The sequence below is a fragment of the Lentzea nigeriaca genome, from assembly GCF_016907955.1.
Taxonomy (GTDB): domain Bacteria; phylum Actinomycetota; class Actinomycetes; order Mycobacteriales; family Pseudonocardiaceae; genus Lentzea; species Lentzea nigeriaca.
Window position 1 is genome coordinate 64,616 of sequence record NZ_JAFBCX010000009.1, and the last position, 16,323, is coordinate 80,938.

Genomic DNA, 16,323 nt, shown 5'->3' on the forward strand with positions numbered 1-16,323 from the left:
TCGTTGTCATGGCAGCAACCGTCGTCCGCGGTCAGAACGTGGACATCCGCATGTGGACTCGGCCCGACGAGGTCGAGGAGTTCGCCATGCGACAGCTTCAGAACATCTCCGCGCTGCCGTGGGCCGTCAAGCACATCGCGGTCATGCCCGATGTTCACTACGGGAAGGGCGCCACGGTGGGCTCGGTGATCGCGCTGCGCGACGCCGTGTCCCCCGCGGCCGTCGGCGTGGACATCGGCTGCGGCATGACCGCCCTGTGCACCTCGCTCACGGCGAGCGATCTGCCGGCGACGCTGCGCGGTCTGCGATCCCGCATGGAGGCCGCTGTGCCCGTCGGTTTCGCGCAGCACAAGGCGACCGCGTTCACCGACACGGACGCGTCCGACTGGACGTCGTTCTGGAAGAGGTTCAACGACCTGACGCCTGCTGTGAAGGCGCGCGCCGACAAGGCGATGCACCAGATGGGCACGCTCGGCGGCGGCAACCACTTCCTCGAGGTCTGCCTGGACACCGACCAGCGCGTGTGGGTCATGCTGCACTCCGGGTCGCGCGGTATCGGCAACGAGCTGGCACAGCACCACATCTCGGTGGCGCGCACGCTCGCGCACAACGCCGAACTGCCGGACCCTGACCTCGCCGTGTTCCTCTCGGGTACGCCCGAGATGACGGCGTACCGGCACGATTTGTACTGGGCGCAGGACTACGCACGACGTAACCGCGCGGTCATGCTGCGTCTGGTGTGCGACGTGCTGCGCGCCGAGTTTCCCCACATCACGTTCGAGGAGCCGATCTCCTGCCATCACAACTACGTTGCCGAGGAGACGCACTTCGGTGAGGACGTACTGGTGACCCGCAAGGGTGCGATCCGGGCGGGACGTGGCGAGCTGGGCATCATCCCGGGCTCGATGGGCACCGGCTCGTACATCGTGCGCGGTCTCGGGAACCCGGACTCGTTCGAGTCGGCGTCGCACGGCGCCGGCCGGAGGATGTCGCGCACCAAGGCCCGCAAGACGTTCACCGAGCAGGATCTCGCTGCCCAGACAAGTGGTGTCGAGTGCCGCAAGGACGCCGGTGTGGTGGACGAGATTCCGAGCGCCTACAAGGACATCGACACCGTGATGGCGGACCAGTCCGACCTGGTCGAGGTGGTCGCCAAGCTCAAGCAGGTGGTTTGCATCAAGGGTTGATGTTTTTCGTTCGGAGCAGGCGGCAAGCCTCCAGGACAGCAGAGAATTGCCTGTCTTGGAGGTTTTCCATGTCAACGGGCGCCATCATCGGCCTGGTGGTCGCGGTTCTCGTGGTGCTGGTTGTCCTCGCGTTCGTGCTGAGGCCCGCCATGCAGCGCAAGAGGTTGCGCGATCGTTTCGGCCCCGAGTATGACCGTGTGGTCTCCGACAGCGACAGCAGAACCGCGGCGGAGAAGGAGCTCGCGGAGCGGGAGCACCGCCACAGCGAGTTCGACCTGAAGCCGATTTCCCCTTCGGCACAAGAGAGTTACCGGCGGCACTGGGCGGGTGTGCAGGCGAAGTTCGTGGACTCGCCGGACAAGGCGATCGCGGACGCCGACCGGTTGGTCACGGACCTGATGGCCGAACGCGGCTATCCCACCGAGGGTTACGAGGCGCAACTCAGCGTCCTGTCGGTGGAACACGCCAGGACCCTCGAGCACTACCGCAAGGCGCACGACATCTCCGAGCGCCAGGAGATCGGCGAGGCGAGCACCGAGGACCTGCGCACCGCGATGGTGCACTACCGCGAGCTGTTCACCGACCTGCTCGAGCGCGGTGCGGCTCCCAGCAAGGACCGTGAGGCCACGCGGAAGGAGAAGACGGATGTCTGAGGCACCTGCGAGGAAGGCTCCGGTGACGAACGACCCCGCGTCGGCTCCGCCGCAGCCTCAGCAGCGGCAGGGTGAGCACGACCAGCGCCAGGACGTGCGACAAGACCCACGCCAGGAACAGCGCCACGAACAGCAGCCGATTCCCTCGCAACACCAACAGCAGGGACAGGAACGGCAGGAGCGGCCGGCCGGGCGGCTCGAGGACGAGTGGCAGGCCGTGCAGTACGAGTTCGTCGACGACCCGAAAGCGGCCGTCCGCAAGGCGGACGACCTCGTGACGCGGGCGATCGAGGAACTCACCGCCCGTCACCGTTCACTCTCGAAGCAGCTTGCGGGAAACGGTGATCCGCAGACCGAGGACTTGCGACTGGCTCTGCACCGCTACCGGGAACTGTTCAAGACGCTCGTTGCCGCGAAGTGAGTTGGTAGCCCCGGCGCCGTGGCCGTAACAGGTGGCGGCGCCGGCCGGCATCTTCAGCGATGTCGATCAGCTGGGCAGCTCGCGGATCTCCATCTCCAACACGTCGATCTCGTCACTGATGGCTTCGTCGAGCATGTCGTCCAGCAGTTTCCTGCACTCAGCCGAGCCGCAACGCGGCAGCCCCGCGCCGAACCTCGGCACCTGCTCCCACCACACCGCCGGGTTGTTCCAGAAGGAACCGGATCCCTGGTCGACGCCTTCGAGACAGCGCAGCCTCTGGTCGCTCGCCGGAAGAGCTCGCACGAACTCGATGAACAGCGCGAGGGCGTCGGGATTGCTCACCGGGACCGCGCCGTAGCCGCGCAGACAGTCCTCGAGTTCAGCGAGGAACTCCGCCTTGAAGGACACGGCACACCCCCGCTCCTCCGCACCGTTGCGGACATCCAGAGTTCGTACTGTCAACAGTACCTCCGCGACTTGATCGGGGAACGAGTGCGAACGGGCGGTATCTTCCCGCGCGCAACCGAGGATCTGGTGACCCGCAGTCACTTCCCGGATCCGCCGCACCCTCGCGCGTGACGTATCGTGACCTGAGGAAACCGTTGTCCAGCTTGACGATCCGATCCGCGACCAGCTCGTCAGCCGGATCTGGTCGTACACGCCGGACAGGACGAACGTCAGCCTCCCGGACGCGCACGGGAAGTCACGCAAAGTGCACGATGTGTCCGTTGGGGCCCGAAAGATGAGCTTTCGCGAGTTCCTCCACTTTGGACAGAGACGACGTTCCTAACGATCGGCGTGCAGCCGTGCGACGAAGCTGAACCGGTCGCCCCGGTACAGCGATCGGGCGCGTTCGATCGGGTGGCCGTCGACGTCGTAGGAGACGCGGTGCAGCAACAGCATCGGCAGTGCCGGGTTCGTGCCGATCAACAGTGCTTCACGTGGCGTGGCAAGCACTGTCTCGACTCGTTCCTCGGCTTCGGCGAAGCGCACGCCGAGCCGTTCGGTGAGACACGCGTAGAGCGATCCGGCGGGGTCGAGCTTGTCCAACAGGTCCGGGAAGCGGCGGCTGCTCAGGTAAGTCGATTCGAGACCGATGCGTTCGTCGTCGGCGAGCAGTACCCGTTCTAGGTGCACCACCGGATCGCCCGGCTCGAGCACCAAGTCGCGGGCTAACCCCTCGTCGGAGGTAATCTCCTCCATCGTGATCACCGTGCGGGTCGGCTCGACGCCCTGGCGGCGCATACCCTCGGTGTAGCTGACCAGTGACAGCGGCTGGACGAGCTTCGGTGGCGCGACGAACGTGCCACTGCCCTGGCGACGGATGAGCTTGCCCTCGAGCACCAGTTCACTGACGGCTTGGCGGAGCGTGACGCGCGAGACGGAGAACCGTTCGGCGAGCTCGCGTTCAGAGGGCAGGACGGTGCCTTCGCCGAGGGTTTCGACGAGGTCGAAGAGTTCTGCCTTGACGGCGTAGTAGCGCGGGACTCGGCCGTGTTCGGGAATGCCCGCGCGAACGGGTCGATCAGCGCGGTGCGACGGGACGCGGTTCACGTGGCGTGAGCATACGTCACCTTCTGTGTGATCAGGGCGCGAGCTTCGGCGGATCGGGGATCTTGTAGCCGGAAGATCCGATGTTGGCTTCCAGCGACTTGCGCCAGGCCCCCGAGTCGATCATCTTCTGCAGCGCTGCCTGGACCTTCGCCTTGCTGGTGGGATCGTTGCGGTGCAGGCCGACGCCGTACTCCTCCTTGCTGAACGGGTCGCCGACGACCCGCAGGAGCTCGGGGTTCTGGGCGGCGTAACCGGCGAGCAGGACGTCGTCGGTGGTGACGGCGTCGACGTTCTCCGCGAGCAGGGCCGTGACGCAGTCGCTGAACTTCGCGTACTCGACCATTTTCACGTCGTTCGCGAACTGGTCGCGGACGTACGCGGCGGACGTGGAACCTGCGGTGGAGCACAGGCGCAGGCTGGCGTTGAGCGACTTCGGACCCTCGATGCGGCGCTCGTTCATGCGTACCAGCAGGTCCTGGCCTGCGACGAAGTACGGGCCGACGAAGTCGACGAGTTCCTTGCGCTTGTCCGTGATCGAGTAGGTGGAGACGACCATGTCGGCCTCACCGCTGGTCAGCAGCGTCTCCCGGTTGCCGGGCTGCGCTTCCTTCCAGGTGATGTTCTGCTCCTTGACGCCCAGCTCGTTCGCGATGAACTTGGCGACGTCGACGTCGAAACCGCGGTAGCTGCCGTCGAGCCTGCGCACCCCTAGGCCCGGCTGGTCGTACGACACGGCGATGGTCATGCGGTCATTGGCGCTGACCTTCCCCACCATCGTGGACTCGTCGCCACCCGCGCACGAGGCGAGGAGAAGCACGGCCGCACATGTTGTCGCTACCAGTCGGAGGAGCGCTCTCGGCGTCATTCGTCCCTCTTACAGCGTTATTCCACGGGCATGCGCCGATGCACCTTGGCAACGTTGCTCGGCGATGCCGGAAACCTAAGCGGCGATCCGGCGCATGTCCATACCTCGGAGCGAATGACACATCCGAATCGTTGCGGTGGCCAGGTCAGCGCAAGCGGCGTGGACCCACGTCGTGCAGCGACGGCGGCGGGCCGATGACAATGCGTGCGCTGCTGACAAAAGCGCCTGCGGCAGAAGCAAGAACAGGTTCGAGTTTGAGCGAACGCACCTCCGGAAGGTCCTCCGCCAATGCCGCCAAACGGAGTACCAGGTCCTGAAGTGCTTTCAGGTCCGCGGGTTCGTCGCCGCGGTAACCGGTGAGCAGCGGCGCGGCTTTCGGCGCGGCTACGAGTTCCGCCGCGTCGGTGTCGGTGAGGGGTACCGCCCGGTAGGCACGGTCGCCGAGAAGATCGCTGACGAGACCGGACAGTCCGAACCAGACCAGCGTGCCAAAGCTCGGGTCGTCCTGCAGGCCGAGCACGCAGCTGACTCCCTTGGGCGCCATGCGTTGCACGTACACGCCCGGTTTGCCGCTCAGCTCGGCGAGGTCGTGGTAGGCCGCCTTGACTGACTCCTGCTGTGCTATGTCGAGCCGTACGCCGACGAGGTCGGTGCGGTGGCGGAGCCGTTCACTGGTGGCCTTCATCGCGACCGGGTAGCCGAGTTCGTCGGCGGCTTCCGCTGCTTCCTCGGCGCTGTTGGCGATGCGGAACGGGACGACGTCGATGCCGTAGCAGTTCAGGAGTTCGACGGCTTTGTCGTCGTCCAGCAGGCTTTCGGTCTCCGCGTTGTCCACAATGGACCTTGCTCGTACGGCGTCGATGCCGTCGGGGCGGGTGAAGTGGCCCTGGGGTGCGGCGCGCCAGCGGGCATAGCGGATCACGCGGGCCAGCGCGAGAACCGCGCGTTCCGGACTCGCGTAACTGGGCACGGAACCTTTGCCGGGAACCCTCAGCTCGTCCGGAATTCCTTCGACCGCGAGGAACGTGGAGACGATCGGCTTAGCGCCGTGCACGGCTTCCTTGAGCGCGCGGGCATAAGCCGTGCCGGGGACGGCGATCGGCGGCACGAACACGACGACGAGGGCGTCGGTGTCGGGACGGTTGAGCGCTTCCTGGACGGCCTTCGCGAACTCCTCCGGCGTGGCCTGGGCGCCGACGTCGACGGGGTCGCCCGCGAGGTCGAGGTCCTGGGCGAGCAGCGTGTCGGCGGCGAGCAGGCCGATGGCGGTGGAGTTGCCGACGACGGCGACGCGCTTGCCCTTGGGCAGCGGCTGGTGGGCCAGCAGGAGCGCGGTGTCGAACATCTGGGCCAGCGAGTCGACCCTGATCACCCCGGCCTGCTCGAACAACGCCTGGACGCTCGCCTCGTCGACCTTCGCGCCGGTGGCGGCGAGGCCGGGGACGACGGCGTGGCGTCCCGACTTCACCGCCACGATGGGCTTGGTGCGGCCGAGCCGCCGCGCGAGCCTCGCGAACTTGCGCGGGTTGCCGAACGACTCCAGGTAGAGCAGCACGACGTCGGTCGCGGGGTCGGTCTCCCAGTATTGCAGCAGGTCGTTGCCGGAGACGTCGGCGCGGTTGCCCGCCGAGACGAACGTGGACAGGCCAAGGCCCCAGCCGGCGGCGTTGGCGAGGATGGCCGTGCCGAGGGCGCCTGACTGACAGAAGAAGCCCGCACGGCCGCGTGCCGGGAGCTTCGGGGCGAGGCTCGCGTTGAGCCTGACCTTGGGATCGAGGTTGACCACGCCCAATGCGTTCGGACCGACGACACGCATGCCGTGCGCTCTCGCCTCGGCCGCGAGCCTGCGTTCGGCCGACAGACCGTCCGGCCCCGTCTCCCCGTAACCCGAGCTGACGACGACGAGTGCCTTCACGCCCTTGGCGAGACACGCGTCCATGACCTCGTCGACGCTGGCCGCAGGCACGGCGACAACGGCGAGATCGACGTCGTCGGGGATGTCGAGCACGGTCGGATAGGCCCGGACGCCCCGGACCGCGCGATGCTCGGCGTTGACCGGGTAGACGGGCCCGTTGAAGTCGGCTTCGAGGAGGTTCTTGAGGACCGCGTGCCCGATCTTGGTCGGGTCCGTGGAGGCGCCGATGACGGCCACCGACCTCGGGTGCAGCAGGTTGTGCACGCTGCGGGCCTCCGCGGCCTGCTCACGGGCCCTGGCGACGGCGACGGACTCGTCGGTGGGGTCGATCGCGAACTCCAGGTGCAGGACCCCCTCCTCGAACGCCCTGCTGACCTGGTAGCCGGCGTCGCGGAACACCCGGACCATCTGCCCGTTCTCGGCCAGCACCTCGGCCTCGAACCGCGCGAGCCCGACCTCCCTGGCCGCCGCGGCGAGGTGTTCGAGGAGGATGCTGCCCAGCCCACGCCCCTGATGCCCGTCCTCGACGACGAACGCGACCTCGGCCGACTCACCGCTGTGCAACCGGTCGAACCGGCCGACCGCGACGATGTCGTCGCCGAGCAACGCGATGAGCGCCACCCGGTCGTGGTGGTCGACCGTGCTGAACCGTTCGAGGTCCCTCTGCGGGATCCTCGGGTAGGGCCCGAAGTAGCGGAAATACCGCGTCCGCTCCGAGAGCCTTCCGTGGAACTCCCTGAGCTTCTCGCCGTCGTCGGGTGTGATCGGTCGCAGGTGGACGGTGCCGCCGTCGCTGAGGACGACGTCCGCCTCCCAGTGCCGCGGGAAGTCGAACGGATCTCTGGCAGCGCCCACTGGTCTTCAGTCCCTGGGGTCGTCGGGATCAAGCCCGTGCAACGGGAACACCGCGCGACGCGTGTCCCGGATCGCCTTGTCCACCGGCTCCCCCGCGTCCCCGCCCCACGGCTGGTGCACAGGGTCGCATTCATCCGTCATCGACGCAGGCAAAGGCCAGTCAGGTGCGATGCGTGTCGCATGCGCCACCCACTCCGCCGGCAACGGCCGGTTCGGGTCCACATCGCGGTCCAGCACCGTCGCGAGCAGGTGAGTCCAGGACCGCGGCACGACCCTGAGCAGCTCGTATCCACCGCCCCCGAGCGCCAGCCACTTGAACCCGTGCTCGTTCACCAACTCCCGGAACGCCTGGTAGATCGCCCGATGCCCGTCCACGCTCAACGCCAGGTCCGCGAGCGGATCCTCGCGGTGGGTGTCCACACCGCACTGCGTGACCAGCACCTGCGGCCTGAACGCCCGCAGCAACGCCGGCACGGTCGCGTGAAACGCCCGCAACCACCCGCCGTCCCGCGTCCCCGCCGGCAACGGCACGTTGACCGCACTCCCCTCGGCCCCGGCACCGCCGACCTCACCGGCCCACCCGGTCCCCGGCCACAGGCTCATCGGATGCTGGTGCAGCGAGATCGTCAGCACCCGCGGGTCGTCCCAGAACGCTGTCTGCACCCCGTCACCGTGATGCACGTCGACATCCACATACGCGATGCGCTCCACGCCGTTGCGCAACAACCACTCGATGGCCACCGCACAGTCGTTGTAAACGCAAAACCCAGCGGCGCTGTCCGGCATCGCGTGATGCAGCCCACCGGCGATGTTGACAGCCCGATCCGCCTCACCCGACGCAATGGCCCGAGCTGCCGCCAACGACCCACCGACCACCAACGCCGACGCCTCGTGCATCCGCTCGAAGACCGGGTTGTCCGGCGTCCCGAGACCGTGCCCGACATCCCACCCGGCCGTGGGCGCCGCCTGCACAGCGCTCAGATACCCCGGCAGATGCACCAGCTCGATCTCTTCCTCCGTGGCCGCTTCGGGCACCCGCAGCTCAACGCCCTCAAGCACCCCGAGCGCCGTGGCGAGCCGAACGGTCAGGTCGAGCCGGACAGGATTCAGCGGATGGTCGCCACCGAGGTCGTACCCGAGGAAGGACCGATCCCAGACAACAGCGGCTGGCTTACCCATGGCCAGCAACCTACCCACCGATCGGCCCATCCGGTGATCACGTGTTGGTCGCCGCGCGTGCTGACCGCTTCCGAGCCGCCTACAGTCGCACCCCGCCGGTACCAAGCAAGGACACCGGCACTCGGAACCAATCCACCTGAACAGGGGTCAGAGGCGACATGCACCTGCGACCAGCGGCCACTCTCCCAGCGCTGTGCCTGTCCCTGGGCCTGACCCTCGCCGCCCTCACAGGCTGCAGCGAACAGGTCAAGGGCTCAGCCGCGGCCGACCCCAACGCGGCCCCCGCCACCGTGCCCGCGACCTCGAAGAAGCCCTCCACCAGCACCTCGGCGTCCAAGCCGGCGGACCCCACAGCCCCGAAACAACAGGGCGACATCAGGATCACCACCAAGAAGAAGGTCACCGGCCTCGAAACCTGCGGTGTCCTCAAGGCCGCGGACATCGAAGCCGCCACCGGCGGCAAGTCCTCGGCGGACGGCGGCTGCATCCACAGCACCACCGGCCCCTCGACCGTCATCACCCAGATGGTCACCGTTCCCGAGGTGGTGGACCAGGACGGAGAGAAGAAGCAGATCGAGATCGGCGGCAACACTGCATGGCAGGTCAGCGCGTCCAAGGAGGACTGCCAGGTCACCGTCATACTGACCGACGACCCGGCCGCCATCACCTCGGCCTTCTCGGTGAGCGTCCTCGCCATCGAGGAGCTGGACACCTGCGCCACCGCGCTGAAGCTCGCCACCAAGGGCTTCGAACGCATCCCGAACGCCTGACCCGACCGGGCCCTGCACATCAGCCGCCGGTAGCGACCTCCCGGTCCAACGCACACCAGTTGGACCACGACCCGGCGTAGAGCGCCGCCGGCTTCTCGGCCGACGTGATCCCCGCGACCTCCAGCGCCAGCACGACCGACGAGGCGGTCACCCCAGACCCGCAGTAGGCGCCAACGGCCACGTCGCTCGACACGCCGATGCCCGCGAACCGCTCCGCCAGCTCCGCCGCACCGAGCCAGCGCCCATCAGCGCCGACGTGCCCGGTCGTCGGCGCGTTGAGCGCGCCCGGGATGTGCCCGGCCTTGGGATCCACGGGCTCCGTGTCCCCGCGGTAGCGCACCGCGGCCCGCGCGTCGAGCAGCACGCCCTCCTGGGCGAGCGCCGCCGCCTCGTCCGCGTCGAGCACAGGCATCTGGCCGGGCCGCACCACCACGTCCCCTGCCGCGTCACCCGTCAGGGGCGCCGGCTCCTCCGCCGTGACCGGCAGCCCGGCGGCCTCCCACGCCGCGAACCCGCCGTCCAGCACCGCGACCTCGTCATGGCCCGCCCACCGCAGCAGCCACCACACCCGCGCGGCGACCGAACCATCACCCGCGTCATACGCCACGACCTGGCTGCCCTCGCGCACGCCCGCGCGTCGCAGCACCTCCTGCAACCGCTCCGGATCCGGCAGCGGATGCCGGCCGCCGACGCCCGCAGGCGCGGACAACTCTGTGTCGAGATCCACGTACACCGCACCGGGCACGTGGCTGACCTCGTAGTCTTGGCGTCCGGGTGGTCCGCCGAGACGCCACCGGACGTCCAGCACGACGGTGACCGATCGCGCACTCAGCGCGTCGGCGAGGGCCTCAGGAGTGATCAAGGGATGCACGACTCACATCCTGCACCCGCGCGGACACCTCTGTCCCCCGGCACGACTACCATCGACACCATACGAAGGGGAGCGGGTGTGAACGACCTCATCGACACCACGGAGATGTATCTCCGCACGATCTACGAGCTCGAAGAAGAGGGCGTCGTGCCACTGCGCGCCCGCATCGCCGAGCGTCTCGGCCAAAGTGGACCGACGGTGAGCCAGACCGTCGGCCGCATGGAGCGCGACGGCTTGGTCGTCGTGGCGGAGGACCGCCACCTCGAGCTCACCGAGCAGGGCCGCAACCTCGCGATCGCCGTCATGCGCAAGCACCGGCTCGCCGAGCGCCTCCTCGTGGACATCATCGGGCTCGAATGGGAGCACGTGCACAGCGAGGCATGCCGCTGGGAGCACGTGATGAGCGAGGCGGTGGAGCGCAAGCTCGTCAAGCTGCTCGGCAACCCCACTACCTCTCCCTACGGGAACCCGATTCCCGGCCTCGACAAGCTGGGCGACGGCGAACCCGCCCCGCCCGCCGAGGCCGACCTGGTGCGCGTCGACGAGGTGGCTCGCCGCGGTGGCGGGCGCGTCGAGGTGCGCCGCATCGCCGAACACGTCCAGCTCGACCCGGACCTCATGGCCGAGCTGAAGGACGCCGGTGTGGTGCCGGGCGGCACCGTGGACGTCGAGGCGCTCGGTGGCGCCAAGGTCGTCCAGGTGCGCGGCGGCAACGGCAACGTGGCGGAACTCGACCCCGCGGTCGCCCACGCCGTCCTGGTGCTCGCCCGGTGACCCAGGCGACGACTCCCGCGGCGAAGGCGGCCGAGGCGTTCCAGCGCCTGCACGGACGCGCTCCCGAGGGGGTCTGGTCGGCGCCGGGCCGTGTCAACCTCATCGGTGAGCACACCGACTACAACGACGGCTTCGTGCTGCCGTTCGCGTTGCCCCACCGCATCGCGGTCGCGGCATCGCCCCGTGCGGACGGCGTGCTGACCGTCAGCACGCTCGGCGACGACGGCGGGGTGCAGGACGCGGACCCGGTCGTGGTGGCGGACCTAGTCCCCGGCATCGTCACGGGGTGGGCCGCGTACCCCAGCGGCGTCGCCTGGGCCCTGCGTGAGCAGGGGATCGGTGTCAGCGGCGGAGCGGATCTCGTCATCGCGGGCGACGTGCCCGCCGGGGCGGGCCTCTCCTCGTCGCACGCCTTGGAGTGCGCCGTCGCGCTGGCGCTGCTGGACCTTGCGGGCGTCGACGCCGAGCGGCCCGACATCGCGCGCTGGGTGCAGCGCTCCGAGAACGCCTTCGTGGGTGCGCCAACAGGCATTCTGGACCAGACGGCATCGTTGTGCTGCGTCGAAGCGCACGCCCTGTTTTACGACGTGCGCTCCGGCAAGTCGGAGCAGATCCCGTTCGACGCGGCTGCCAGCGGCCTGGAGGTGCTGGTGATCGACACCCGCGCCAGCCACTCCCACGTCGACGGCGGCTACGGCGCCCGGCGGGCCGGCTGTGAGCGCGCCGCGGGCATCCTCGGTGTCCCCGCGTTGCGCGACGTCGACATCGCCGAGCTCGACGACGCACTCGTCCGGCTGCCCGAAGAGCTGCGTCCGCTGGTGCGGCACGTCGTGACCGAGAACGACAGGGTCCTGCGCACCGTCGACCTGCTCCGCGCCGGCAAACTCGCCGACATCGGTCCCCTCGTCTCCGCCTCCCACGCGAGCCTGCGGGACGACTACCGGGTCTCCTGCCTGGAACTCGACGTCGCCGTCGACTCCGCGATGGCGGCCGGCGCTCTCGGCGCCAGGATGATCGGCGGCGGCTTCGGCGGCTCGGCCATCGCCCTCGTGCCCGTCGAACGGCACGACGCGGTCGAACAGTCCGTCCTCGCCGGCTTCTCCTCGCGCTCGCTCACGCGGCCGAGGCTCTTCACGGCGGTTCCGTCCGCGGGCGCGGGCAGGGACCGGTAGCGAACAACGATCCTGATCAGGAATGCGAGGACTGTGGTGAAGCTGCTCGTCACGGGCGGGGCCGGATACGTCGGCAGCGTGTGCGCTGCGCGGCTGCTCGAAGCCGGACATGAGGTCGTCGTCCTCGACGACCTCTCGACCGGGCACGAGGACGCCGTCCCCTCGGGAGCGCGCTTCATCCGGGGTGACATCGCCGAGGTGATCGGCGACGTCCTCGCGGAAGGGTTCGACGGCGTTCTGCACTTCGCGGCGAAGTCGCTCGTGGGCGAGTCCATGCAGGACCCCGGCAAGTACTGGACGGGCAACGTCCTCACCGCGATTCGCCTGCTCGATGCGATGAAGGATCACGGCACGCCGAAGCTCGTCTTCTCCTCGACTGCCGCGACGTACGGCGAGCCGCGGGAGGTGCCGATCCCCGAGACCGCGCCGACCGCGCCGACCAACACCTACGGCGCCACCAAGCTGGCCATCGACCACGCCATCACGTCGTACGCCGCGGCGCACGGCCTGGCGGCGACGAGCCTGCGGTACTTCAACGTCGCCGGCGCCTACGGCAGCATCGGCGAGCGGCACGCGACCGAGACCCACCTCATCCCGCTCGTTCTCCAGGTCGCCCTCGGGCAGCGGGAGCACATCTCGATCTACGGCGAGGACTGGCCCACCGAGGACGGCACCTGCATCCGCGACTACATCCACGTCACGGACCTTGCCGACGCCCACCTCCTCGCCCTCGACCACGCCACCGCCGGCGAGCACCGGATCTACAACCTCGGCAACGGCACCGGCTTCTCGGTCAAGCAGGTCATCGACACGTGCCGCGAGGTCACGGGCCACCCGATCCCCGCCGTCGTCGCCCCCAGGCGCGCCGGCGACCCCGCCGTCCTCGTCGCCTCGTCCGAGCGGGCCCGCACCGAACTCGGCTGGAAGCCCGAGCGCGCCGACCTCGCCGGCATCGTCCGCGACGCGTGGGAGTTCACCCGTGCCCGGCACGGAGCCTGAGCCGGCATGACCGACTTCACCTCTTTCGAGAGCTACAACGCCACACCGAGGCTCACATCGCTCGCGCTGTCCCCGGACGGCACGCGACTCGTCACCGTCGTCTCCACGCTCGCCGCTGACGGCAAGACGTGGCAGGGCGCTCTCTGGGAGGTCGACCCCACCGGCGAGCGGGACGCCGTCCGGCTCACCCGCTCCGCCAAGGGAGACTCCTCCCCCGTCTTCGCACCGGACGGGTCGCTGCTGTTCCTGTCGGCACGCCCGAACCCGCTCGCGAAGCCGGGCGAGACCAAGGAGCAGAAGGCGCTGTGGCGGCTTCCGGTCCACGGTGAGGCCGCCGAGGTCCTGCGGCCAGGCGGCGGAGTCGGTCACGTCCGCGCCGAGGGCGAGACGCTGCTGTTCACCTCGTCGACGTACCGCTTCACGGAATTCGGCGACCAGGACGACGCCAAGCGCAAGGCCCGCGAGGACGCCGGCGTGACAGCGATCCTGCACGAGTCGTACCCGATCCGGTACTGGGACGCGGACCTCGGCCCGAGCTACCCGCGCTTGTTCTCGGTTCCCCTGGGGGACATCACCACCGAGAAGGTCACGACCCTCAGCGAGGACGCCGAGAGCCGGCTCAGCGACGAGGACATCGCGCTGAGCCCTGACGGGAAGTGGGCCGTCCACGGCCACGGCGTCGACGTCAGCGCCTCCTACGGCCGCAGGACCGAACTGCGACTCGTGGCGACGGACGGCGGCACGTCGCGCGCCATCGCCTCCGAGGACGGTTTCTCCTTCTTCGACGCGGCATTCACCCCGGACGGCACCGCCGTGATCGCGATCCGGTTCCGTGAGTCCACTGCGGACACTCCATATCGGCGCGACCTGGTGCGCATCGATCTGGCCGACGACTCGATCACGCCACTGGCGCCCGGCTTCCAGGAGGAACCGGACCATCCCGTGGTGAGCCCGGACGGGTCGGCGGTCTTCTTCACCGCCAGCCATCTCGGGCACCAGCCGGTGTGGCGGCTGGACCTCGCGACCGGCGACATCACGAAGCTGACGGTCTCGGGTTACTACAGCGACGTGGTCGTGAGCCCGGACAGCAAGACGCTGTACGCACTGCGCAATTCGATCGACCACCCGCCACAGCCAGTGCGGTTCGCCGCCACCGGAGCCGACCAGGATCCGGAACGCCTGCGCGCGCCCGGCGCACTCACCTCCGTGCCCGGCACTCTCACCGAGATCTCCACCGTCGTCGCCGACGGCAGGACCGTCCGGTCCTGGCTGGTGCTGCCGGAAGGTGCCTCGGCCGACTCGCCCGCGCCGCTGGTGCTGTGGGTCCACGGCGGTCCGGTCATGAGCTGGAACGGCTGGACCTGGCGCTGGAACCCCTGGCTGATGGCCGCTCGCGGCTACGCCATCCTGCTGCCCGACCCCGCCCTGTCCACCGGGTACGGACCGGACTTCATCAAGGCCGGTTGGGGCCGCTGGGGCGCCGAGCCCTACACCGACCTCATGGCCATCACCGACGTCGCGGTCGAGCGAGCCGACATCGACGCTTCCCGGACCGCCGCCATGGGTGGTTCGTTCGGCGGCTACATGGCCAACTGGATCGCCACCCAGACCGACAGGTTCCGCGCGATCGTCACGCACGCATCGCTGTGGCACCTCGACGCGTTCTCCGGTGGCACCGACAGCTCCTACTTCTGGATGCGGGAGATGGGCGATCCCCTCACCCAACCGGAGCGGATCGCTGCCAACTCCCCTCATCTGCGGGTCGCCGACATCAAGACCCCGATGCTCGTCATCCACGGGGACAAGGACTACCGGGTTCCCATCGGCGAGGGGCATCGGCTGTACTTCGACCTCGTTCGGCACGGGGTCACCGCGAAATATCTTTACTACCCAACCGAAAACCACTGGATCCTCACCCCCGGAAACTCTCGGGTCTGGTACGAGACGGTGTGGGCGTTCCTGGCGGAGCACGTCCTGGATCAGGACTGGGAAAGGCCCGAACTGCTCTGAGCGGTGGCGAGCAACCTGCGGGCGTCGTCCAGGTATTCAATGGACAGCGCCCGCAGCTCTTCCGGCGGGAGCGCGGCACTCATCGCCGCGCGGAGGATCCTGGTCAACGAGTGGCCGGGACACGCTGCCTCCGCCGCTTCGATCGCGACGGACGCCATCCCTCCGTCGCCGCGCTGGTAGGCGTAGAAGGCGAGCAGGCACGCAGGCTCAGCGCGTTCCGGGGCCGGGCACGACCGGGTGAGATCGAGCCACAAACGCTCGGCCAGCCTGGACCTCGGCTGCGCCGCGAAGGCCAGGCTCGCGTCGCGGACCTCGGGAGTCGCCAAGGCCCTAGCCAACGCGACGACCTCCGCATCGGGCAGTGGTTCCTCGCGTTCTTCCACGGCGTCGATCGCATCGCGCACGCGGCGGAGTTCGGTGCCCGGATCAGGATCGCCGGAGTGTGTCATGAGGTCGTCGAGCAACGCTGATCTGCGTTCCAACGCCTCGGGTGGGTCCAGTGCTGCGATCGCGGCCATCGCGGCGCGCGACTCGAACGTCACGTTGCCCTCGTGCGCAGACGCGGCGGCCACTGCGGACAGTTGGGGATCCGGCAGGGTTCCGTAGCAGTCGATGTCGAGGTAACAGAGCCAGGGCGCGTCCTTCTGGCACGACGGCAGCCACACGGCTTCCACGACCTCGATGCCCACGCCGCCCAGTTTGTGCCTGAGCGCGGAGACCAGCGGCTCATGCGGCAGTTCCTCGGGCATGTGCTCGGACGGAGCGCACACGATCGCGAGGATCACGTCGGTCGCGCCGTGTTCGAGGAGCGGCGCTTCCAGTTGCGCCGCAAGCATTCCCCTATGTCGTGGGCGCGGTAGGTCGACGCGCATGGTCATGCTGACCACGCAGTCCTTCAGCACCAGCACGACGAGCGAATCGGACGGGTGGAACCCCATCAGGTGCGGGATCGCTGCGTAGAGGTCGCTGGCGCCGCGAACGCGGATCGGTTTCGGGAGGGTTGTGGGCATGGGGCCCACTGTGGCGGGTGGGAATGGGTGGGATTTCGGGTTCGGGCGAAGCTGTGGACAACTCGGCGGGTGTGGACAGGTTGAGATC

15 protein-coding genes are annotated in these 16,323 nt (G+C 68.7%); 8 read left to right on the forward strand and 7 right to left on the reverse strand.

Going from position 1 to position 16,323, the window contains the following annotated elements:
- The first annotated feature begins 8 nt into the window (after window positions 1–8).
- From JOD27_RS28675 to JOD27_RS28685, 3 genes are all read left to right on the forward strand, one after another.
- A complete protein-coding gene (locus JOD27_RS28675; protein WP_204765404.1) occupies window positions 9–1,187 on the forward strand; it encodes an RtcB family protein in 1,179 nt (392 codons plus the stop codon).
- Window positions 1,188–1,255: 68 nt separating this feature from the next.
- Window positions 1,256–1,840, forward strand: a complete 585-nt coding sequence (locus JOD27_RS28680; RefSeq protein WP_204765405.1) for a hypothetical protein — start codon at window positions 1,256–1,258, stop codon at window positions 1,838–1,840.
- On the forward strand, window positions 1,833–2,261 hold the full coding sequence (locus tag JOD27_RS28685) for a hypothetical protein (protein WP_204765406.1): 429 nt from the start codon (window positions 1,833–1,835) through the stop codon (window positions 2,259–2,261). Before JOD27_RS28680 ends, JOD27_RS28685 begins: the two co-directional genes overlap by 8 nt.
- A gap of 66 nt (window positions 2,262–2,327) precedes the next feature.
- Here the strand turns inward: JOD27_RS28685 and JOD27_RS45325 are convergent, their stop codons facing one another.
- The 5 genes from JOD27_RS45325 to JOD27_RS28710 all read right to left on the reverse strand — a co-directional run bounded on the left by JOD27_RS45325 (window position 2,328) and on the right by JOD27_RS28710 (window position 8,629).
- Complete coding sequence (locus JOD27_RS45325; protein ID WP_239569366.1) at window positions 2,328–2,921, reverse strand: hypothetical protein; 594 nt, start codon at window positions 2,919–2,921, stop codon at window positions 2,328–2,330.
- A gap of 126 nt (window positions 2,922–3,047) precedes the next feature.
- Window positions 3,048–3,815: a GntR family transcriptional regulator gene (locus JOD27_RS28695; protein WP_204765407.1), complete on the reverse strand. Its 768-nt coding sequence runs from the start codon at window positions 3,813–3,815 to the stop codon at window positions 3,048–3,050.
- Between the two features lie 31 nt (window positions 3,816–3,846).
- Complete coding sequence (locus JOD27_RS28700) at window positions 3,847–4,680, reverse strand: glutamate ABC transporter substrate-binding protein (protein WP_204765408.1); 834 nt, start codon at window positions 4,678–4,680, stop codon at window positions 3,847–3,849.
- Between the two features lie 145 nt (window positions 4,681–4,825).
- On the reverse strand, window positions 4,826–7,450 hold the full coding sequence (locus tag JOD27_RS28705; protein ID WP_204765409.1) for a bifunctional acetate--CoA ligase family protein/GNAT family N-acetyltransferase: 2,625 nt from the start codon (window positions 7,448–7,450) through the stop codon (window positions 4,826–4,828).
- A gap of 6 nt (window positions 7,451–7,456) precedes the next feature.
- Window positions 7,457–8,629, reverse strand: coding sequence for an acetoin utilization protein AcuC (locus tag JOD27_RS28710; RefSeq protein WP_204765410.1), 1,173 nt, complete (start codon window positions 8,627–8,629; stop codon window positions 7,457–7,459).
- Window positions 8,630–8,787: 158 nt separating this feature from the next.
- On the opposite strand from JOD27_RS28710, the gene JOD27_RS28715 reads away from it, so the two are divergent.
- Window positions 8,788–9,399 (forward strand): DUF3558 domain-containing protein, encoded by a 612-nt coding sequence (locus tag JOD27_RS28715; RefSeq protein WP_204765411.1) that lies wholly within the window; start codon window positions 8,788–8,790, stop codon window positions 9,397–9,399.
- Between the two features lie 19 nt (window positions 9,400–9,418).
- On the opposite strand, the gene JOD27_RS28720 is transcribed toward JOD27_RS28715, so the two are convergent.
- Entirely contained in the window at window positions 9,419–10,270 is an 852-nt protein-coding gene (locus JOD27_RS28720; protein ID WP_204765412.1) for a sulfurtransferase, read from the reverse strand.
- 78 nt (window positions 10,271–10,348) lie between these two features.
- Between JOD27_RS28720 and JOD27_RS28725 the strand changes: the two genes are divergently transcribed.
- From JOD27_RS28725 to JOD27_RS28740, 4 genes are read left to right on the forward strand one after another with little or no spacing between them, the layout of a single operon-like run.
- Window positions 10,349–11,044, forward strand: a complete 696-nt coding sequence (locus JOD27_RS28725) for an iron-dependent transcriptional repressor DtxR (protein WP_204765413.1) — start codon at window positions 10,349–10,351, stop codon at window positions 11,042–11,044.
- Window positions 11,041–12,216 carry a galactokinase gene (gene galK / locus JOD27_RS28730; protein WP_204765414.1) on the forward strand — a complete coding sequence of 392 codons (1,176 nt, stop codon included), beginning with the start codon at window positions 11,041–11,043 and terminating at the stop codon, window positions 12,214–12,216. The genes JOD27_RS28725 and galK overlap by 4 nt, the downstream gene beginning before the upstream one ends.
- Window positions 12,217–12,252: 36 nt before the next feature.
- The gene (gene galE, locus JOD27_RS28735) at window positions 12,253–13,215 is read left to right on the forward strand and encodes a UDP-glucose 4-epimerase GalE (RefSeq protein ID WP_204765415.1); all 963 of its coding nucleotides are present in this window, start codon (window positions 12,253–12,255) and stop codon (window positions 13,213–13,215) included.
- 6 nt (window positions 13,216–13,221) lie between these two features.
- Window positions 13,222–15,225, forward strand: a complete 2,004-nt coding sequence (locus tag JOD27_RS28740) for a S9 family peptidase (protein ID WP_204765416.1) — start codon at window positions 13,222–13,224, stop codon at window positions 15,223–15,225.
- Here JOD27_RS28740 and JOD27_RS28745 read toward each other — a convergent pair.
- Window positions 15,195–16,235, reverse strand: a complete 1,041-nt coding sequence (locus JOD27_RS28745) for a DUF4192 domain-containing protein (protein ID WP_204765417.1) — start codon at window positions 16,233–16,235, stop codon at window positions 15,195–15,197. The genes JOD27_RS28740 and JOD27_RS28745 overlap by 31 nt on opposite strands.
- Window positions 16,236–16,323 lie beyond the last annotated feature (88 nt).

Bases quoted from the DNA above. Each gene is read 5' to 3' on its own strand.
- JOD27_RS28715 (WP_204765411.1), top strand. From the start codon at position 8,788: ATGCACCTGCGACCAGCGGCCACTCTCCCAGCGCTGTGCCTGTCCCTG.
- JOD27_RS28675 (WP_204765404.1), top strand. From the start codon at position 9: ATGGCAGCAACCGTCGTCCGCGGTCAGAACGTGGACATCCGCATGTGG.
- JOD27_RS28680 (WP_204765405.1), top strand. From the start codon at position 1,256: ATGTCAACGGGCGCCATCATCGGCCTGGTGGTCGCGGTTCTCGTGGTG.
- JOD27_RS28740 (WP_204765416.1), top strand. From the start codon at position 13,222: ATGACCGACTTCACCTCTTTCGAGAGCTACAACGCCACACCGAGGCTC.
- JOD27_RS28710 (WP_204765410.1), bottom strand. From the start codon at position 8,629: ATGGGTAAGCCAGCCGCTGTTGTCTGGGATCGGTCCTTCCTCGGGTAC.
- JOD27_RS28745 (WP_204765417.1), bottom strand. From the start codon at position 16,235: ATGCCCACAACCCTCCCGAAACCGATCCGCGTTCGCGGCGCCAGCGAC.
- JOD27_RS28685 (WP_204765406.1), top strand. From the start codon at position 1,833: ATGTCTGAGGCACCTGCGAGGAAGGCTCCGGTGACGAACGACCCCGCG.
- JOD27_RS28700 (WP_204765408.1), bottom strand. From the start codon at position 4,680: ATGACGCCGAGAGCGCTCCTCCGACTGGTAGCGACAACATGTGCGGCC.